The sequence below is a fragment of the Streptomyces sp. NPDC006551 genome (assembly GCF_040611675.1).
Taxonomy (GTDB): domain Bacteria; phylum Actinomycetota; class Actinomycetes; order Streptomycetales; family Streptomycetaceae; genus Streptomyces.
Genome location: NZ_JBEXOT010000001.1, coordinates 41,831 through 58,597, shown reverse-complemented (window position 1 = coordinate 58,597; position 16,767 = coordinate 41,831). Strand labels below are relative to the sequence as shown.

Here is a 16,767-nt window from a genome sequence, read left to right as displayed (position 1 = left end):
CCCCGGCGGTGCACCGACGGCCACCTCACAACGAATGCGCGGGTGTGTACGCGAAATGCCTGGCGGAACAGGAAACGACCCGGAGAACAGCGAGATCCGGATAGCCGCCATCGGGCGGTGCTTCGTGGACGCGTTGAACGAAGGACTGACGAGGTCGGTCGCGTCCGGGGCCTACGCACTGCCCGGACAGCCCTCCGGCACAGCCGAATTGTCCGATCCCTACGCGGCCGCGGTGCTGCGGCGTTTCACAGCCTGCCTGCCGGCCGCCCTCGCCCGGGAAGACCGGCATGACGCCGCGGCCCGGTCCGCGGCGGTCCGCCGTGCCCGGCGGCTGCTGGCCGAGGCCTTCGGGCTCGCCACGCCGGCGCAGCCGTGGATCCCGTCCGATCCGGACTCGGAACCACCGCTCCGAGACGAAGCGGCCGTCTCCGCTCTGCTGATGGAGTGCGCCGTGCTGGTGGTGCTTGAGCAGAGGACGTTCAAGGACTCCCGTCGCCGGCCGGCCGAACTTCTCCGCGTACTCGGCAGGTCGGTGCGGGAGTCCTCGCTGAGCGGCGAGCCGGCATGAGCTGCCCTCCACCGCGCGGGAAGGCCTGACAGACTTCAGCCATGACCAATGATCTGCTTGCGGGAAAAGTCGTTCTCGTCACGGGGGCGAGCAGCGGTATAGGCGCGGCATCGGCGAAGGTGTTCGCCCGTGAGGGCGCGACGGTGGTGGTGACCGCGCGAAGGGAGGACCGCCTGGCCGCGCTCGTCGAGGAGCTGCGCGGGGAGGGAGCGGAAGCCGCGTACGTGGTCGGCGATGTGTCCGACCCCCAGGACGCGGCCAAGGCGGTGGACTTCGCGGTGGGCGAGTACGGACGCCTCGATGCGGCGTTCAACAACGCGGGAATCGGCGGCGACCGTACCCCGCTGCACCTCATGTCGGACGACGTGTACGACAGCATCATGGACACCAACGTCCGCGGCGTCTTCAACTGCCTGCGGCACGAGATCGCGGCGATGCTGCGCAACGGCGGCGGCTCGATCGTCAACAACAGCAGTGTGGGCGGCCTGGTGGCCATCCCCACCGCCGCTCCCTACATCGCTTCCAAGCACGCCGTCGTCGGTTTCACCAGGGCCGCGGCCGACGAGTACGCCAAGCAGGGCATCCGTGTGAACGCGGTGGCCCCAGGAACCACCCGTAGCGAGATCACCACCGATTGGTTCGGCCGCAACCCCGGCCTCGAGGACCTCGTCAACTCGCTCACCCCCCAGGGGCGTACGGCCGAGCCCGAGGAGATCGCCGCCGCGGCGGCGTGGCTGCTCAGCGACCGTTGCCCGTTCCTGACCGGCACCGTGGTGCCGGTGGACGGGGGCTTCGTGAACCAATGACCTTGTGCGTCCGGGCGGGTGTGCGCCTCGCCCGGACGCACAAGGTGGTCACTTCGCCATGCCCTCGAAGTCGACCGTGAACGCGGTCTCCCCGCGCTGGACCCCTCGGACTCGAAGGGAGAGCACGTTCGGGTCGGGCGTGGGAAGCGTCTCGGCTTCGATCCAGCAGGGCTGGTCGAACTCGACATAGCGTGAATAGCGGGTGGAAACCCAGGTGGGAGTGAAACGAGCCGGGGCGACGAGCGCGTGTGCCGCCTGTTGCGCCGCCTCCAGCAGGACGAGCCCCGGCACGTGGTCGACCGGGTGGTCGAAGAGAAGGGTGTTGGCCACGTCGTTCCGGAGCAGCCAGCGGTTCGGCTCTTCACCGGGCGACAGGAGTACGTCGACGGTGTCGGTTCGGCCGACGAGTTCAGGGGCGACAGGGGCCGGAACCGGCCAGCCGGCCCAGTCGACACTGGCGTACTCACCGCGCAGACGCCGGTAGACCGGCGGGGACACCCAACCGAACTCGGAATCGACCCGGGCCACCGTGACGTCACCGTGCAGAATGTGGAGGCTCACGCGCAACGCGCTGGGATTCCTCGGGCCGCGCCTCGGTTCCGATACATCGAGCTCGACGCGCAGGTCCGAGGTCCCGTCGCGAGGAGCCCGAAATCCCGGTGCGACGGTGAAGTCCAGGATGTTCAGCACCGTCTGGTGGCTCAGCGGGACGTCGTACTCGGCATGGGCTATGAGCAGACCGCTCTGCCGGATGGTCTGGGCGAGGACGCGCGGATCGTACGGCAGGTCCCCCTGGACGCCGGGCCACCTGATGTCCAGCGTGAAGGAATGCGCCCCGCTGCGCTCCCAGCCGACGACGAGTATCGACTCGTCACGCCTGAGGTGTGTGTAGGCACCGAGCGAAAGGCGCGGTGCAAGGGATGTCTCCGACAAGGCCCCCCCTGTCTTGGTGGTGGACGCATCGGAAGTGGATGCGCTGTAAACTACCGGCTGTCCGGTCGGTATGACCGAAGGCATAAGTGAGTGCGGCCGGGTAAAGGGATCGTCATGGAGGCGCGAGTTGGCTAGGCAGGAGCGAGCGGTTCGAACGCGCAGGATGATCCTCGAGACCGCTGCCGCGATGTTCAACGAGCTCGGCTACGACGCGACCACCATCGGCGGCCTCATCGAGCGGATCCAACTCACCCGAGGCGGGCTGTACTTCCACTTCACCTCGAAAGAGCAACTGGCGCGCGCCGTGCTCGACGAGGCGGTGACTCTGGAGGGCCTCGCCCCGCAGACGTTCAAGCTCCAGGAGTGGGTGGACGTCGCCCTGCTCCTCGCCTACCGCCTGCCTCGGGAGCCGGTGCTCAGTGCTTCGATCCGGCTGTCCGTCGACCCCAAGGCCCGCAGCCTGTTCGGCACCCGGTGGCCCGACTGGATCGATGTGGGCAACCGGCTGCTCGACGAGGCGAAGGAGCGGGGCGAGTTGCTGCCCCACGTCGATCCGAGCGAGACGTCCCGGCTGCTCGTCGGCGCGTGGACCGGAGTGCAGCTGGTCACGGAGACACTGCCGGACCGCAACCTGTGCGAAGAGATCTCGAGCATGTTCGCGCTACTGCTTCCCAATATCGCCTGCGCCGGCGTCCTGGCGAAACTGGACATCTCCCCTTACCGCGCCCAGCGGTTGCTCGAGGCCGCCCCACTGGCCTCGTGACCCCGCCTCCGGACACGCGGCGGCGTCCGGTTCATACCGTTTGGCAACGTACTGTCTGATCACCTGATGATCCCCCGTCTGGTCTGCCGCCACGAGTCTCGGCGATCCTGCTTGCCTGTGAACACGTGTGCGGCTCCTCGGTAACATACGCCCCGGCCGGTTTCGCTTCAACTGCTCGAGATGTCATCAGAGTTAATTCTTCCGGTAATCCAGTGACGCAACGTCACAAACGCGCGTTCGCGGGGGCGTCGGGAGGGACCATCGGCGGGCCGGGACCACCCCGGCCCGAGAGTCGCCCCTGTATGATGCAACCGGATGACCGGCCTTTTTTGGGGAGTGGGCCGCAACGTCAGGCGCGCAGTGAGTCCAGTGGCTCGCCCGCCGTCGCATCCTGGGGGATCGATGAACCGGAACGTTCGGCATCAGGAGGGCACGGGGACCGACCATCCCTCGCGCCCCTTCCTGGACCCCGAGCTCAGTGCTCACCTGTTCGGCTCGCTGTCGCGCGCCGGTCAGCGCCTCAAGGCGGAGCGGTATGTCGGCGGCTTGCTGGCGCTGCCGGGGCGCAAGACGCTGCGCAACATCTCCAGCCAGTTCGAGGGGGTCGCGGCCCAGCAGAGCGTGCATCACTTCATCAGTACGTCACCGTGGGAGTGGATGCCCATACGCCGGACCCTGGCCCGCCACGTCCAGCGGACCCTGGCCCCGGAGGCCTGGGTCATCAGGCCCACCGTGATTCCCAAGGCCGGGCCGCACTCGATCGGGGTCGACCACCAGTACCTGCCGCATCTGGGCCTGGCCGTGAAGGGTCAGCAGGCGGTGGGGGCCTGGCTCGCCTCGAGCCGCTCCGCCGTGCCCGTCGACTGGCAACTGCGCCTCAGCGGCCGATGGCTGGAGGACCCGCTTCGGCAGCGTGCCGGCATACCTTCCGACGTCACCGCCGGAAGCCTGGAGGCGTGTGTACGCGAGTTGGTGGCTCATGTCGCCGTCGCCACCGATGTGCAGGCCGGCCCCGTCGTGGTGGACGTCGAAGGGATCGATGCCGTGGCACTGGCCCGTCATCTCTCGGCCACGGGCCTCGAGTATCTCGTACAGGTGGGAGCCGGCGACCAACTCAGGCTGGACCGGACCAAGTTGCCGAAGTTCGGCGATCGGGAGCGGACGGCGGGGGAGCTCGCCGCTCAGCTGACCCGCCTCAGGCACCGGGTCGACCCGGGTGACGGGCCCATGATGGCGGCGGCGATACCGGTGGTCGTGCCGTCCGGCGGCCGGGGCGACGGGATGTTGCTCGTGGGGGAGTGGCGCGGCGGGGAGGCGGTTCCGCGGCTGTGGCTGACGAGCGCCGACGGCCCCTCGCTGGTCAGGCTGCTCCGGCTCACCCGGCTGCCGTCCGTGGTGGCCCGTGACTTCGCGGCCATCTCGGAGGGCGTGGGCATGAAGGACTTCGCGGGGCGTTCGTTCCCCGGTTGGCACCGCCACGTCACGCTGGCTTCGGTGGCCCATCATGTCGCTGCCATGCGGGGCGCGAGCCTGCCGGCGCGCACGCCCTGAGCCGGGCCCCACAGAACCTACCTACCATCCGGTAATATGACACTCTCGCTTCCCGCCGTGATGGCCTGGAGCCCCGAGTTCCCTAACGTCGGGATCGACACAGCACCGTCACGGGGGCGGGGGCGCCGGAAACGGGAGCGTGCGTAGTGCAGTTCAACCTCATCGGACCCTTCGAGATCGTGACCGATGGCGGCCAGGCGTACGCTCCGAAGGCGCCCAAGGTCTGCCAGATGCTCGCGGTGCTGGCGCTGCAGCCACGCGAGGCCGTGGGCAGCGACACCCTCGTCAGGGAACTGTGGGGCGAGGACGCGCCGAGCAACGCGATCGGGACACTGCAGACGCACGTCTACCACGCGCGCAGGATGCTCGAGGACGCACAGGGCGACGCCCCGGCGCGCACGCTGCTGGTGACCCAAGCACCCGGCTACCGCCTGGACATCGCCGACGACGAGGTCGACGTGCATCTCTTCGAGCGATTCGTGCGGCGCGCCCAAGGGGAACTCGACCAGGGATCCCCGGAACGGGCGGCACACCATCTCAGGCGGGCGCAAGCCCTGTGGCGCGGACCCATGCTGTGCAACGTGCCCGTCGGAGGAGTGCTCACAGGGCGCATCGCCCACCTCGAAGAGCTCAGAATCCGCGCCCTCGAGTTGCGTGTGGAGACCGAGAACCGACTGGGTCGCTACCGGGAGTTCCTCCCGGAGCTGCGCACGCTGGTCAACGACCACCCGCTGCACGAGTGGTTCCACGGCCAGCTCATCTCGGCTTTGCATCGCGCCGGCCGCCGCGGCGAGGCTCTGCAGGCCTACCAGGACCTGTACCACATCCTCAGGCGCGAGCTGGGCCTGGAGCCTTCCGCGGAACTGCAGCGGCTACAGGCCGAGATCCTCCATGTGGACGAGCACGACGCGGTGCGGCTGAGGCCCCGTAAGGGCACTGTGTCCGAGTCCGCCATCACCCCGCCGTGGACGACCGCCGTAGCCAGCTGACGGATTCGCCCTCCGGCTCCGCCCCTGCGCCACCGACCGACAGGAACGGAACGACCCCATGCCGAAGTACCCCACCGAAGCATCGAGCGCGGCCATCTCCACCGCACTCGACTCCCTCAGGGCCGAAGTGCTGCGCCGCAACCCCGGCGAGCCCGAGTTCCACCAGGCCCTCAACGAAGTGCTCGACTCCCTGGCACCGTTGCTCGCCGCGCGCCCCGAACTGCTCGACGCCGGTCTGCTCGAGCGCATCGTCGAACCCGAGCGCCAGATCATGTTCCGCGTGCCCTGGCAGGACGACGCCGGTGTCACCCGGGTCAACAGGGGCTTCCGGGTGGAGTTCAACAGCGCGCTCGGCCCCTACAAGGGCGGTCTGCGCTTCCACCCCTCCGTCAACCTGGGCGTGGTGAAGTTCCTCGGCTTCGAGCAGATCTTCAAGAACGCGCTCACCGGGTTGAGCATCGGCGGGGGCAAGGGCGGCAGCGACTTCGACCCCCGCGGCCGCTCCGACGCCGAGGTCATGCGCTTCTGCCAGTCGTTCATGACCGAGCTGTACCGCCACATCGGCGAGCACACCGATGTGCCCGCGGGCGACATCGGCGTCGGCGGCCGGGAGATCGGATATCTCTTCGGCCAGTACCGACGGATCACCAACCGCTGGGAGGCGGGTGTCCTCACCGGCAAGGGGCTCGGGTGGGGCGGCTCCAACGTCCGTGCCGAGGCGACCGGTTACGGCAACGTCCTGTTCGCCGCCGAGATGCTCGCCAAGCGAGGCGAGGACTTCGAAGGACAGCAGGTCGTCGTGTCCGGCTCGGGCAACGTCGCCATCTACTCCATCGAGAAGGCCCAGGCCCTCGGCGCCCACGTGCTGACCGCATCGGACTCCGCCGGGTACGTGGTGGACGAGAAGGGCATCGACGTCGAGCTTCTCAAGGAGATCAAGGAAGTCGAGCGAGCCCGCATCAGCGAGTACGCCGTACGCCGCGGCGGTTCGGCCCGCTATGTCAGCGGCGGGCAGGTGTGGGACGTCCCGGCGGATGTGGCGCTCCCCTCGGCCACCCAGAACGAACTGGGCGCCGACAGCGCCGCGACGCTCGTGCGCGGCGGAGTCAAGGCGGTCTCCGAGGGCGCGAACATGCCCTGCACCCCGCAGGCCGTCGAGATCCTGCGTGAGAACGGGGTGGCTTTCGGCCCCGGCAAGGCCGCCAACGCCGGCGGGGTCGCCACGAGCGCCCTGGAGATGCGGCAGAACGCCGCCCGGGACTCGTGGGACTTCGCCGAGGTCGAGGACCGGCTGCGGACCATCATGCGCGGCATCCACGACACCGCGTACGAGACGTCCGAGAAGTACGGAGCCCCCGGGGACTACGTCCTCGGTGCCAACATCGCCGGCTTCGAGCGGGTGGCGGAGGCGATGACCGCGCAAGGCCTCATCTGACGGCGGGGACCGACCGACCGGAACGTGGGGGCCGGGGCTCCGTCCCCGGCCCCGACGTGTGTCGCCTCGGCGATGTTTGTACCCGATGGCTGGAGAGCCAGAAAGACGGAGCGTGTGATGCTGGATGAACGCAAGCCCAGTGACTATGCCGCCACGAGAAGGCTGTTCTCGGCTTCGTATCCGAACCTCGCGTTCGTACACGCGGTTCTCGACGAGGCGATCCCGGGCCGGGTCTGGGCCCTGTTCGACCGCGGTGAGCAGGCGGCCTGTCTGATCGCCACCGAATCGCCCTTCTGCTTCGCCGCGGGAGCGCTGTCGCGGTCGTTCTTCACCGAGGCGTCCGGTCTCCTCGCCGGGCGTGGCGGGGTTCAACTCGTCCTTCCGCCCGTCCCGGGTGTCGGGGACATGGCGGAGCGCGCGGGGTTCGCCGTAGGGCAGCGCCGGCAGTTCAGCCGGCCGGACGGGCAGTGGGAGCCCCCGGCCGTGGCGGTTCCGGACGGGTTCGAACTGGTCCGGATCGACGCCGAGACCTTCGCGGGGCTCGAATCCCCGATGGCCCGCGACATCTTCGGCACGCCCGGCCAGTACGCCGAGCACTCCGTCGGCTTCGGACTGCGCAGGCAGGGGCGGATCGTCGCCGACGCGCACGGTGTCATCGGGGGCGGGCTGATCGAGCTCGGCACCCACACCGACCCCGCCTACCGCGGCCTGGGTCTGACCCACCCGGTCATGGCAGCGGCCTCGCAGTGGGGCGCCGCCCGCGGTCTGAAGACCGTCACCAGCTGCAACGCGGACAAGCGGGCGAGCATCGCGATCTCCCGGAAACTCGGACTGGTCGAGGACTTCATCTACCAGACCGCGGAAATCGCATGACGATCACGCCCGTCCTCGACACCGTCTCGACCCGTTCCGTCTCGCACATGCGTGACCTGATCCAGCCGCACCTGCTGCGCACCCCGTTGCTGCGCTCCAAGCGGACCGGGCCCGCGGACACCTACCTCAAGTGCGAGAACCTCCAGATCACCGACTCGTTCAAGGTCAGGGGAGCCTTCAGCGCACTCCTCGGGTACCGCGGCTTCCAGCCCGAGGTGTGGGAACGCATCGTGCGTGACGGCGTGGTGACCTGCAGCTCGGGGAACTTCGCTCAGGGGCTCGCGCACGTCACCGCCGAACTGGGCATCCCCTACTCCGTCGTGGTGCCGGAATCGATCACCGCGGCCAAGCGGTCTCAGATCATCCGCTACAACCCCGATGCGCGGATCACCGAGGTCCCCTACCCCGTCTGGCAGCGGACGATGGTCACCTCCGACTTCCCGCAGCTGCCCGGATTCTTCCTGTCGTCCGAAACCGACCCCTACGTCTCGCTGGGGCTGGCCACGGTCGGCCTCGAGGTCCTGGAGGACCTGCCCACCGTCGACGCGGTCCTCGTCCCTTACGGGGGAGGGAACCTCGCCTACAGCATCGCCTCGCTGCTGCGCGAGGCGGGCAGCCAGGCATCCGTCTACGCCGTCGAGATCAGCACCGGCGCCCCGCTGACCGCGTCGCTGCGCGCCGGCCGTCCCGTCGGCGTCCCCTACACCCCGTCCTTCGTCGACGGCATAGGAGCCGGCTTCGTCATCCCCGCCCAGTTCGAGCGCATCCAGGACAGACTCGCCGGCACCTTCACCGTGACCCCGCAGGAGGTCGCGGCCGCTCTGTCGTCCCTGGCCTTCACCGACAAGATCATTTCCGAGGGGGCGGGAGCAGCGGCGTATGCCGCCGTGCTCAAGCACGAGGCCGCCCACGGCTGGAAGCGGCCCTGCGCCATCGTCAGCGGCGCCGTGATCGACCCCGACGTGCTCCTGCAGACCATGACCGGCACCCGTTCCGCAGTCGGCGCCTGACCGGCGCCCCTCCACCATCCCGAGGAGAGACATGAACACGTCCCTGCCCACCATCGAGCCCGTCAGCCCCGCCATCGGCGCGCGGGTACTCGGCCTCGACCTGTCCCAGGAGCTCACCGACGAGGTCTGGGAAGCCGTCCACGACGCCTTCCACCAGCACAGCGTGCTCGTCTTCCCCGGCCAGGATCTGAGCGTCGAACAGCAGAAACGTTTCACTCGACGGTTCGGCGAGCTCCTGGCCCACAGCCACCTCCTGCCCCTGACCGTGGAAGGCCACCCCGAGGTCATGGTGCTCCACAACAACGAGCAGAAGCCCCCGGGCCTCAACAGCTGGCACACCGACAACAGCGGCTGGGCCGAGCCCCCGCTCGGCACCGCGCTCTACGCCAAGATCACGCCCAAGGTCGGCGGCGACACCCTCTTCGGCAACATGTACCTCGCTTTCGAGACGCTCTCCGCCCCCATGCGGCAGATGCTGCTCCAGCTCACAGCGGTCCACGACGTCCGCAAGGCGTTCGGCGCCGACTACGCCACCCTGCAGAAATCACTCAAGAAGAAGGGCATCGACGCCGACGAGCAGTTCGCCGACCAGGACCCTGTGGAACACCCGCTGATCCGCACCCACCCCGAGACCGGCCGGCAAGCCCTGTACGTCTCGGCCCCGTACATCACACGCATCAACGGCCTCACCGACGCGGAGAGCCGCGCCATGCTGGACTTCCTCTACCGGCACATCGAGACCAACGAGATCATCTACCGCCACCGGTGGACCACGGGAGACCTCGTCATCTGGGACAACCGCTGCACCCAGCACTTCGCGGCGGCCGACTACTTCCCCCACGAGCGTCTGATGCACCGGATCAACATCGCCGGCGAGAAGCCCTTCCTGAAGCTCTGACCCGTCCGCCGCCGCTCCTCGCCGCCCCTGACGGCGCCCGGGACGCCAGGGGCGGCGGGAGCGAGGAGCCGGCACTCGGCCGACGGAAAGTGCGGTCAGACCTCCGGGAGCAGGCCGAGCTGGCCCAGCAGTTCCATCTGGTCGAAGTAGAGCCGGTGGCTCACGATGCGCCCGTCCTTGACCGTGGCCAGGTCGATGCCGCGTAGGGTCACGTTCTTGTCCGTCGGCGGCAGGGTCTCGCCCGTGGGGAGCGGGGTCGGGCCCGTGTTCTTGCCGCTGAAGATGCCCTCGTCGATCGCGGTGTCGCCGATCTCGTACGAGTGCACAGGTGTGTACGTGGCCTCCGGGATGGAGCCCGTCATCGAGCGCCAGTACTCGACGATGGCGTCGCGGCCCCGCAGCTCGCCGGCGTCCGGGGTGATCGCCACGGCGTCCTCGGCGAAGAGGTCGGCCAGCGTGTCGAGGTCCGGGGTGGTGATCGCTTCGGTGAGGCGGTCCATGACCGCGCGTGCCTCTCCCATGATCCACCTCCTGGTACGGATCCGGGTGGTGCCTCCCCCTCATTTTCCCACTCGTGTGCCGTGACCGCGGCGTGGCGGCTCGGGGATCCTGGGATCTTGAGGGCACAGCGATGACGAACGGAGCAGCCATGTCGTATCCCGAGCCCCGCTACCACGGTGAGAAGGGCGAGGTCAGCGCCTCCTTCCGCCGCGCCGACGCTCCCGCGGAGCTCACCGTCGGCAACGGCACGCAGACCCACTATCTGGCCACCACCGCCTCCACCGGCGGTGAGTTCGGCCTCTACCGCGTCGACATGACGCCCAAGGCCGGCGGCCCCGGTACGCACTTCCACAAGACGATCTCCGAGAGCTTCTTCATCCTCGACGGGACCGTCCGTCTCTACGACGGCGCCCGGTGGGTCGACGCGAAGAAGGGGGACTTCCTGTACGTGCCGACCGGCGGGCTGCACGCCTTCCACAACGCGTCCGACGATCCCGCGTCGTTCCTGATCCTCTTCGCGCCGGGCGCGCCGCGTGAGGAGTACTTCGAGAAGGTCGGGACGGTCGCGCGGATGTCGGACGAGGAGCGGACGGAGTTCTTCGTCAAGCACGACACCTACTGGACGGACTGAGGGGTCACGCCCGCCGCGAGGCCCGTCTTCGCCCCCGCCCCGCACAGGGGTACGACGCATCGGCCCCGCTGCGGCGCCGCCCGTACGGCCGCCCAGCAGGCCACGCCCGTCGGCTCGACGAAGAGGCCGCGTCGCGCGAGGTCCCGCTGGGCGACACGGATCTGATCGTCCGTCACGGTCAGGAAGGTGCCGCCCGACGCGCGGACCGCCCGCAGGATCTGGCGGGCGCGGGGCGGGTTCGGGATCGCGATCCCCTCGGCGAGCGTGGGGTGGGCGGCCGCCGGCGCGGACAGCTCCTCCTCGCCCGCGTGGAAGGCCGCCGCGAGCGGGGAGACCGCCTCGGCCTGTACGGCGACGAGCGCCGGGCGCCGGTCGACGAGCCCGTGACCGTACAGCTCGTCGACCGCGAGGGCGGCGCCCAGGAGGAGGGTGCCGTTGCCGACCGGGACGACGAGCGTGTCCGGCAGCCGGCCGCCGAGGTCCTCCCAGAGCTCGTACACATACGTCTTGGTGCCGTGCAGGAAGTGCGGGTTGTAGACGTGCGAGGCGTAGAAGGCGCCCGGTGCGTCGGCGGCGGCGCGGGCCGCCCGCGCGGTGGCCTCGCGGTCGCCCGCCACCACCGTCAGGCGGGCTCCGTGCGCCCGGATCTGCTCCAGCTTCTTGGGGGACGTGCCCTCCGGTACGTACACGACGCAGTCGAGGCCCGCCCGCGCGCAGTACGCGGCGATCGCCGTTCCCGCGTTGCCGCTGCTGTCCGCGAGCACATGGCTCAGGCCGCCGCCCTGGCGGAGGCGGAGGGCGAGTTCGGCGAGCATGGCCGCGCCCCGGTCCTTGAACGACAGTGTCGGCATGAGGAAGTCGAGTTTGGCTGAAACGGTGTCAGTGAGCGGCACGAGTGGTGTGCGGCCCTCGCCGAGGGTGACGGCGGGCGCGTGCGTCGCCAGTGGCAACGCCTCCTCGTAACGCCACAGGGAATTCACGCGTGACGTGAGGGACGCGCGTGACACCGGCCCGCTCGTGAACTCGAGATCCCAGGGACCGCGGCACCGGGGACAACACCAGGTGAGGGCGTCCGCGGGGGCGTGAACCTGGCATCGGGAGCACACGTAGGCCGTCATGAGCGCCAGGATGACAGGCGTATGGCGTGTCTGTGACAGGGCGCCCGGAGGTCTTGTGTGATTCCTATGGATCCGCCAATCTTTCGCTCGGCAGCCGGATGCTCGAAACGGTGAGGACACCTCACGGTGGCCCTGTACGCGCCGCTTTGACATGCGCATGCCGTCCCCCACAGCAGCGCACCACCAATGAGGAGGATCCCTCACATGTCAGTGATGCGTGATTCGCGGCGCAGACTCGCCGCGGCCAGCGCCATAGCCGTCGCCGCCCTGGCCCTCGGCACCGTCTCCGCCCTCCCGGCCACCGCGGCCGAGGCCGCCCCGGAAGGTGTCATCCAGAACGCCGGAGCCCCCGGAACGGTCGCGGGCAGCTACATCGTCACCCTCGACGAGTCCGCCCGGGCCGAGTCGGCGAAAGGCCGAGCGGTCGCGGCCGAGTACGGCGCGAAGATCAAGAAGACGTACACCTCGGCGCTCAACGGCTACTCCGTCGAGCTCTCCGAGGCGCAGGCCAAGAAGCTCGCCGCCGACCCAGCGGTCGAGTCCGTCGTGCAGAACCGCGTCTTCACGATCAACGCCACCCAGCCCTCCCCGCCCTCCTGGGGCCTGGACCGGATCGACCAGCGGGCCCTTCCGCTGAACCAGAGCTACACCTACCCGGACAGCGCCGGCCAGGGCGTGACGGCGTACATCATCGACACCGGTGTACGGATCTCCCACAGCGACTTCGGCGGCCGCGCCGCCAACGGCTACGACGCCATCGACAACGACAACGTCGCCCAGGACGGTCACGGCCACGGCACGCACGTCGCCGGCACCGTCGCCGGGTCCGCCCACGGCGTCGCCAAGAAGGCCAAGATCGTCGGCGTCCGTGTCCTCAACAACCAGGGCTCCGGCACGACCGCGCAGGTCGTCGCCGGCATCGACTGGGTGACCCGCAACGCCGTGAAGCCGGCCGTCGCCAACATGAGCCTCGGCGGTGGCGTCGACTCCGCCCTCGACACGGCCGTGCGCAACTCGATCGCGTCCGGCGTCACGTACGCCGTCGCCGCGGGCAACGACAACTCCAACGCCTCCAACTACTCGCCCGCGCGGGTCTCCGAGGCCATCACGGTCGGCTCGACGACCAACACCGACGCCCGCTCCAGCTTCTCCAACTACGGCAGCGTGCTGGACATCTTCGCGCCCGGCTCGTCCATCAAGTCGGCCTGGAACACCAGCGACACCGCCACCAACACCATCTCCGGTACGTCGATGGCGACGCCGCACGTCGCCGGCGCGGCCGCGGTCTACCTCGCGGGCAACCCGACGGCGACCCCGGCCCAGGTGTCGACGGCGCTGACCGACGCCGCCACGCCGAACGTGGTGACGAGCCCGGGCACCGGCTCGCCGAACAAGCTGCTGTACATCGGTGACGGCGGCACCACCCCGCCGCCCGGCAAGAAGTTCGAGAACACCGCGGACTACGCCATCGCCGACAACGCGACCGTCGAGTCCCCGGTCACCGTCAGCGGTGTCGCGGGCAACGCGCCCTCCACCCTGCAGGTGCCCGTGAACATCGTTCACACCTACATCGGTGACCTCCAGGTCCAGCTGATCGCCCCCGACGGTACGGCGTACACGCTGAAGGCGTACGGCTCCGGCGGCAGCGCGGACAACATCAACACCACGTACACGGTCAACGCCTCCTCGGAGGTCGCGAACGGCACGTGGAAGCTGCGGGTCAGCGACAACGCGAACTACGACACCGGGAAGATCGACTCCTGGGCGCTCCAGTTCTGAGTCGTCGCGCAGGAGTCGTCGCACATGAGTCGTCGCACATGGGTCCTCGCCCACGAGCGGCGGACATGAGTGGCGCCCGTGAGAGGTGCACATGAGTGAGGGGGCGGTCGTCGGCGGACGACCGCCCCCTCGTCATGCTCATCGCGCGGTGTACGGGAGCCCGTATCCGTCACCCGCGTAGCGAGCCGGCCCCACGCCCCGCGTACGATGCGCGCGCCCGATCGTATGTTCGTACCGCCCGCGCCAACAGGAGCACCTACTCGTGGAGCCCACCCAGCCGCCGCAGGATTCTCCGCCGCCTCAGCAAGGCTGGCCGGCTCCTGGGCCTCACACCCCGGGCCCCTACGGCCCGCCCGCGCCCTACGGCCCGTACGGCACCCCCTACGGGCCCGGCCCGGGCCCCTACGGCACCCCGTCGCCCGGCACCAACGGACTGGCCGTCGGGTCGCTGGTGTCCGGCATTCTCTGCTGCCTCCCGCCCCTCGGACTGGTCCTCGGCCTGATCGCCCTGCCGCAGATCAAGAAGAGGAGGCAGACGGGCAAGGGGCTCGCGGTCGCGGGCATCGTCCTGTCCTCGATCAGTTCCCTTCTGATGGTCGTCGGTCTCGTGACCGGCGGCTTCGGCCAGATGTGGACGGACTTCAAGGCGGGCATGGAGGACGCGGCCCGCTCCCAGTCCGCCCTCTCGCTGCGCACCGGCCAGTGCTACGACGTCGACGGCGAGCTGGAGTCGGACACCTCGGAGATCGGGGTCGTGGACTGCGCGGGCGAGCACGAGGGCGAGGTGACCGGCACCTTCCCGGTCACCGGGTTCACCGGCTGGCCGGGCGAGAAGCCGCTCGACCGGCTCGCGGGGCAGCGCTGCGAGGAGATCGGCTACGCGTACGCGTGGGACTCCTGGGCGATCCCGGAGGACATCTGGACGTACTACCACCTGCCCACCCGAGAGAGCTGGCGAGCGGGCGACCGGACCGTGACCTGTTCCTTCGTCAGCGAGGGCGCACCGGTCAAGGGTTCGCTGCGCAATGACGAGACCACGCTCGACGCCCACCAGGCCCACTTCCTCAAGTCCCTCAACCCGGTCGACATCGCCGTGTTCGCGGAGCCGGAGGAGCCGGCGGACAAGGACCTGAAGGCCAACACGGCCTGGGCGGCCGAGGTCCGTGACGCCCTCACCGCCGCGAGCAAGGGTCTGAAGGGCCATCGCTGGCCGGGCGCCTCGGCCGCCCCCGTGGCCGAGATGGTCAAGGAGCTGGACGCGGCCGCCGAGGAGTGGGACGAGCTGGCGAAGGCGTCCGACGAGGACGCCTTCTGGGAGCACTACGACACGGCGTACGACCTGACCACCTGGGGCGCGGAGTCCAAGGCGCGCGCGGCCCTGGGGCTGGCCGGGCAGAGGGAGTCCGGTACGTCGTCCGCCTGAGTACCGCGCCCTCGGGTGAGCGGATGGGGCCGGGTCTCCTTCGGGAGACCCGGCCCCGCCTCGTCCGGGCCGAAGACGGCCCGGTCCACGCGCGCGTGCGACACGCGTCTCAGCGGTGGCCGAGGACCCGGTCGACCGCCGTGATCAGTTCGCCGTCCGGGGTGTCTCCGTCCAGCGACCAGAACATCGCGCCTCCGAGCCCCTTGGCCCGTACGTACGCCGACTTGGTGCGCAGCACCTGTGGGTCGTCGTAGGTCCACAGGGTCGTCCCGTCGAACAGCCAGGCGTGACCGTTCTTCCGGTCGCGATGCACTGTGTACGTTCCCGAGTCGGCCAGCTTCTTGAGGGCCTTGTAGTCCTCGTAACCGTTCGCCCAGGTCGCCGGAGCCGGGCCGGTGGCCGGCTGTCCGAGTCCGTCGCCGCCACCCGTGACGCCCGTCCAGCCCTGGCCGTAGAAGGGCATGCCGACCACGAGCTTGCGGGCGGGCGCGCCGCGCCGCAGCCAGTCGTCGACCGTCTGGTCGACGCTGAAGTCGTTCTTCGCGAACAGGGCGGACTGCTGCGCCGTGGTGGACTCCCAGGAGCCGTGGAAGTCGTATCCCTGGAGATTGACGAAGTCCAGGTCGCGCATGATCTTGCGGACCTCGAAGCCGGCGTCGATCTTGGCGGGGGCGGTCGGGACGAACGCGGTCAGCTCGTAGTGCTTGCGCTTGCCCCTCTCCTTCCGGGATGCGGCGTACGCGTCGAGCTGGGTGCGGAACTCCCGTACGAGCGCGGTGAAGTTCTGCTTGTCCTCGGGGCGGAAGACGGTGTCGACGTCACCGGCGGACCCCGGCCACTCCCAGTCGAGGTCGATGCCGTCGAAGAGCCCGGCGGCGGCCCCCGCGCCGCCGCGGGCGCCGTCGGTGGGCAGGTTGCCCTTGATGTAGAGGTCGACGCAGGAGGAGACGAACGCCTTGCGGGAGGCGGGGGTGCGCGCGGCGTCCGAGAAGTGCGTCGACCAGCTCCAACCGCCCAGCGAGATCATGACTTTGAGGCCCGGGTGCTTGGCCTTGAGCTCGCGCAGCTGGTTGAAGTTGCCGGCCAGGGGCTGGTCGGCGGTGTCGGCCACCCCGTCGACCGAGCCCGCCGCGTCCAGCGGGCGTACGTAATCGGCCCAGGCGTCGGCCTCGCCGGGGACGTTGCCGGTGAAGCACTTGCCGTCGGCGCCGACGTTGCCGAAGGCGTAGTTGATGTGGCTGAGCTTGGCCGCCGTGCCACTGGTGTCCAAGTCCTTGACCTGGAAGTTCCGTCCGTAGACGCCCCATTGGGTGAAGTAGCCGACGCGCTTGTACGAGGGGCGCTCGCCGTGGTGGGGGGCCGGGGACGCGTCGGCGGCGGGCGCGAAGGCGGCCATGAGGCCGAGGGACACCGCGGCGATCGTCAGTCGGGCAAGGGGTGTTCGACGCATGAGGCTCGTTCCTGTGCGTGTGCCGGAAGGGAGCTGTGC

At 69.5% G+C, this 16,767-nt stretch carries 16 protein-coding genes; 12 read left to right on the top strand and 4 right to left on the bottom strand.

The genetic code is table 11. The features are described 5' to 3' along the window. Nucleotides 1–55 precede the first annotated feature (55 nt). The gene (locus ABZY12_RS00255) at nucleotides 56–568 is read left to right on the top strand and encodes a hypothetical protein (protein WP_356885469.1); all 513 of its coding nucleotides are present in this window, start codon (nucleotides 56–58) and stop codon (nucleotides 566–568) included. A 41-nt stretch (nucleotides 569–609) separates the two neighbouring features. Then, nucleotides 610–1,374 (top strand): glucose 1-dehydrogenase, encoded by a 765-nt coding sequence (locus tag ABZY12_RS00250; RefSeq protein ID WP_356885467.1) that lies wholly within the window; start codon nucleotides 610–612, stop codon nucleotides 1,372–1,374. A 48-nt stretch (nucleotides 1,375–1,422) separates the two neighbouring features. Here ABZY12_RS00250 and ABZY12_RS00245 read toward each other — a convergent pair whose 3' ends face one another. Then, the gene (locus ABZY12_RS00245) at nucleotides 1,423–2,307 is read right to left on the bottom strand and encodes a ScbA/BarX family gamma-butyrolactone biosynthesis protein (protein WP_356885465.1); all 885 of its coding nucleotides are present in this window, start codon (nucleotides 2,305–2,307) and stop codon (nucleotides 1,423–1,425) included. 127 nt (nucleotides 2,308–2,434) lie between these two features. On the opposite strand from ABZY12_RS00245, the gene ABZY12_RS00240 reads away from it, so the two are divergent. From ABZY12_RS00240 to ABZY12_RS00210, 7 genes are all read left to right on the top strand, one after another. Beyond that, nucleotides 2,435–3,070: a ScbR family autoregulator-binding transcription factor gene (locus ABZY12_RS00240; protein WP_356885463.1), complete on the top strand. Its 636-nt coding sequence runs from the start codon at nucleotides 2,435–2,437 to the stop codon at nucleotides 3,068–3,070. Between the two features lie 402 nt (nucleotides 3,071–3,472). Beyond that, the gene (locus ABZY12_RS00235; RefSeq protein ID WP_356885461.1) at nucleotides 3,473–4,621 is read left to right on the top strand and encodes a transposase; all 1,149 of its coding nucleotides are present in this window, start codon (nucleotides 3,473–3,475) and stop codon (nucleotides 4,619–4,621) included. 146 nt (nucleotides 4,622–4,767) lie between these two features. Next, nucleotides 4,768–5,610, top strand: a complete 843-nt coding sequence (locus ABZY12_RS00230) for an AfsR/SARP family transcriptional regulator (protein WP_356885459.1) — start codon at nucleotides 4,768–4,770, stop codon at nucleotides 5,608–5,610. A 58-nt stretch (nucleotides 5,611–5,668) separates the two neighbouring features. Continuing rightward, nucleotides 5,669–7,045, top strand: a complete 1,377-nt coding sequence (gene gdhA, locus ABZY12_RS00225; RefSeq protein WP_356885457.1) for an NADP-specific glutamate dehydrogenase — start codon at nucleotides 5,669–5,671, stop codon at nucleotides 7,043–7,045. Nucleotides 7,046–7,162: 117 nt separating this feature from the next. After that, nucleotides 7,163–7,918: a GNAT family N-acetyltransferase gene (locus ABZY12_RS00220; protein WP_356885455.1), complete on the top strand. Its 756-nt coding sequence runs from the start codon at nucleotides 7,163–7,165 to the stop codon at nucleotides 7,916–7,918. Further along, nucleotides 7,915–8,928 carry a pyridoxal-phosphate dependent enzyme gene (locus ABZY12_RS00215; protein WP_356885453.1) on the top strand — a complete coding sequence of 338 codons (1,014 nt, stop codon included), beginning with the start codon at nucleotides 7,915–7,917 and terminating at the stop codon, nucleotides 8,926–8,928. The genes ABZY12_RS00220 and ABZY12_RS00215 overlap by 4 nt, the downstream gene beginning before the upstream one ends. Nucleotides 8,929–8,959: 31 nt before the next feature. After that, nucleotides 8,960–9,826, top strand: a complete 867-nt coding sequence (locus ABZY12_RS00210) for a TauD/TfdA family dioxygenase (RefSeq protein ID WP_356885451.1) — start codon at nucleotides 8,960–8,962, stop codon at nucleotides 9,824–9,826. A gap of 95 nt (nucleotides 9,827–9,921) precedes the next feature. On the opposite strand, the gene ABZY12_RS00205 is transcribed toward ABZY12_RS00210, so the two are convergent. Beyond that, nucleotides 9,922–10,347 carry a nuclear transport factor 2 family protein gene (locus ABZY12_RS00205; protein WP_356885449.1) on the bottom strand — a complete coding sequence of 142 codons (426 nt, stop codon included), beginning with the start codon at nucleotides 10,345–10,347 and terminating at the stop codon, nucleotides 9,922–9,924. 128 nt (nucleotides 10,348–10,475) lie between these two features. Between ABZY12_RS00205 and ABZY12_RS00200 the strand changes: the two genes are divergently transcribed. Then, nucleotides 10,476–10,958, top strand: a complete 483-nt coding sequence (locus ABZY12_RS00200) for a cupin domain-containing protein (RefSeq protein ID WP_356885447.1) — start codon at nucleotides 10,476–10,478, stop codon at nucleotides 10,956–10,958. On the opposite strand, the gene ABZY12_RS00195 is transcribed toward ABZY12_RS00200, so the two are convergent. Continuing rightward, complete coding sequence (locus tag ABZY12_RS00195; RefSeq protein ID WP_356885445.1) at nucleotides 10,943–12,076, bottom strand: threonine synthase; 1,134 nt, start codon at nucleotides 12,074–12,076, stop codon at nucleotides 10,943–10,945. The two genes, ABZY12_RS00200 and ABZY12_RS00195, sit on opposite strands and share 16 nt — an antisense overlap. 204 nt (nucleotides 12,077–12,280) lie before the next feature. Between ABZY12_RS00195 and ABZY12_RS00190 the strand changes: the two genes are divergently transcribed. Together ABZY12_RS00190 and ABZY12_RS00185 are read left to right on the top strand one after the other, a co-directional pair. Beyond that, nucleotides 12,281–13,855, top strand: coding sequence for a S8 family peptidase (locus ABZY12_RS00190; protein WP_356885443.1), 1,575 nt, complete (start codon nucleotides 12,281–12,283; stop codon nucleotides 13,853–13,855). 262 nt (nucleotides 13,856–14,117) lie between these two features. Next, entirely contained in the window at nucleotides 14,118–15,278 is a 1,161-nt protein-coding gene (locus ABZY12_RS00185; RefSeq protein ID WP_356885441.1) for a DUF4190 domain-containing protein, read from the top strand. 109 nt (nucleotides 15,279–15,387) lie between these two features. Here ABZY12_RS00185 and ABZY12_RS00180 read toward each other — a convergent pair whose 3' ends face one another. Continuing rightward, complete coding sequence (locus ABZY12_RS00180; RefSeq protein WP_356885439.1) at nucleotides 15,388–16,728, bottom strand: glycoside hydrolase family 18 protein; 1,341 nt, start codon at nucleotides 16,726–16,728, stop codon at nucleotides 15,388–15,390. Nucleotides 16,729–16,767 lie beyond the last annotated feature (39 nt).

What these genes read in the sequence shown, in the direction of transcription:
- ABZY12_RS00210 (WP_356885451.1), top strand. Translation starts at nt 8,960, where the DNA reads ATGAACACGTCCCTGCCCACCATCGAGCCCGTCAGCCCCGCCATCGGC.
- ABZY12_RS00200 (WP_356885447.1), top strand. Translation starts at nt 10,476, where the DNA reads ATGTCGTATCCCGAGCCCCGCTACCACGGTGAGAAGGGCGAGGTCAGC.
- ABZY12_RS00205 (WP_356885449.1), bottom strand. Translation starts at nt 10,347, where the DNA reads ATGGGAGAGGCACGCGCGGTCATGGACCGCCTCACCGAAGCGATCACC.
- gdhA (WP_356885457.1), top strand. Translation starts at nt 5,669, where the DNA reads ATGCCGAAGTACCCCACCGAAGCATCGAGCGCGGCCATCTCCACCGCA.
- ABZY12_RS00190 (WP_356885443.1), top strand. Translation starts at nt 12,281, where the DNA reads ATGTCAGTGATGCGTGATTCGCGGCGCAGACTCGCCGCGGCCAGCGCC.
- ABZY12_RS00255 (WP_356885469.1), top strand. Translation starts at nt 56, where the DNA reads ATGCCTGGCGGAACAGGAAACGACCCGGAGAACAGCGAGATCCGGATA.
- ABZY12_RS00220 (WP_356885455.1), top strand. Translation starts at nt 7,163, where the DNA reads ATGCTGGATGAACGCAAGCCCAGTGACTATGCCGCCACGAGAAGGCTG.
- ABZY12_RS00235 (WP_356885461.1), top strand. Translation starts at nt 3,473, where the DNA reads ATGAACCGGAACGTTCGGCATCAGGAGGGCACGGGGACCGACCATCCC.
- ABZY12_RS00180 (WP_356885439.1), bottom strand. Translation starts at nt 16,728, where the DNA reads ATGCGTCGAACACCCCTTGCCCGACTGACGATCGCCGCGGTGTCCCTC.
- ABZY12_RS00250 (WP_356885467.1), top strand. Translation starts at nt 610, where the DNA reads ATGACCAATGATCTGCTTGCGGGAAAAGTCGTTCTCGTCACGGGGGCG.
- ABZY12_RS00215 (WP_356885453.1), top strand. Translation starts at nt 7,915, where the DNA reads ATGACGATCACGCCCGTCCTCGACACCGTCTCGACCCGTTCCGTCTCG.
- ABZY12_RS00195 (WP_356885445.1), bottom strand. Translation starts at nt 12,076, where the DNA reads ATGACGGCCTACGTGTGCTCCCGATGCCAGGTTCACGCCCCCGCGGAC.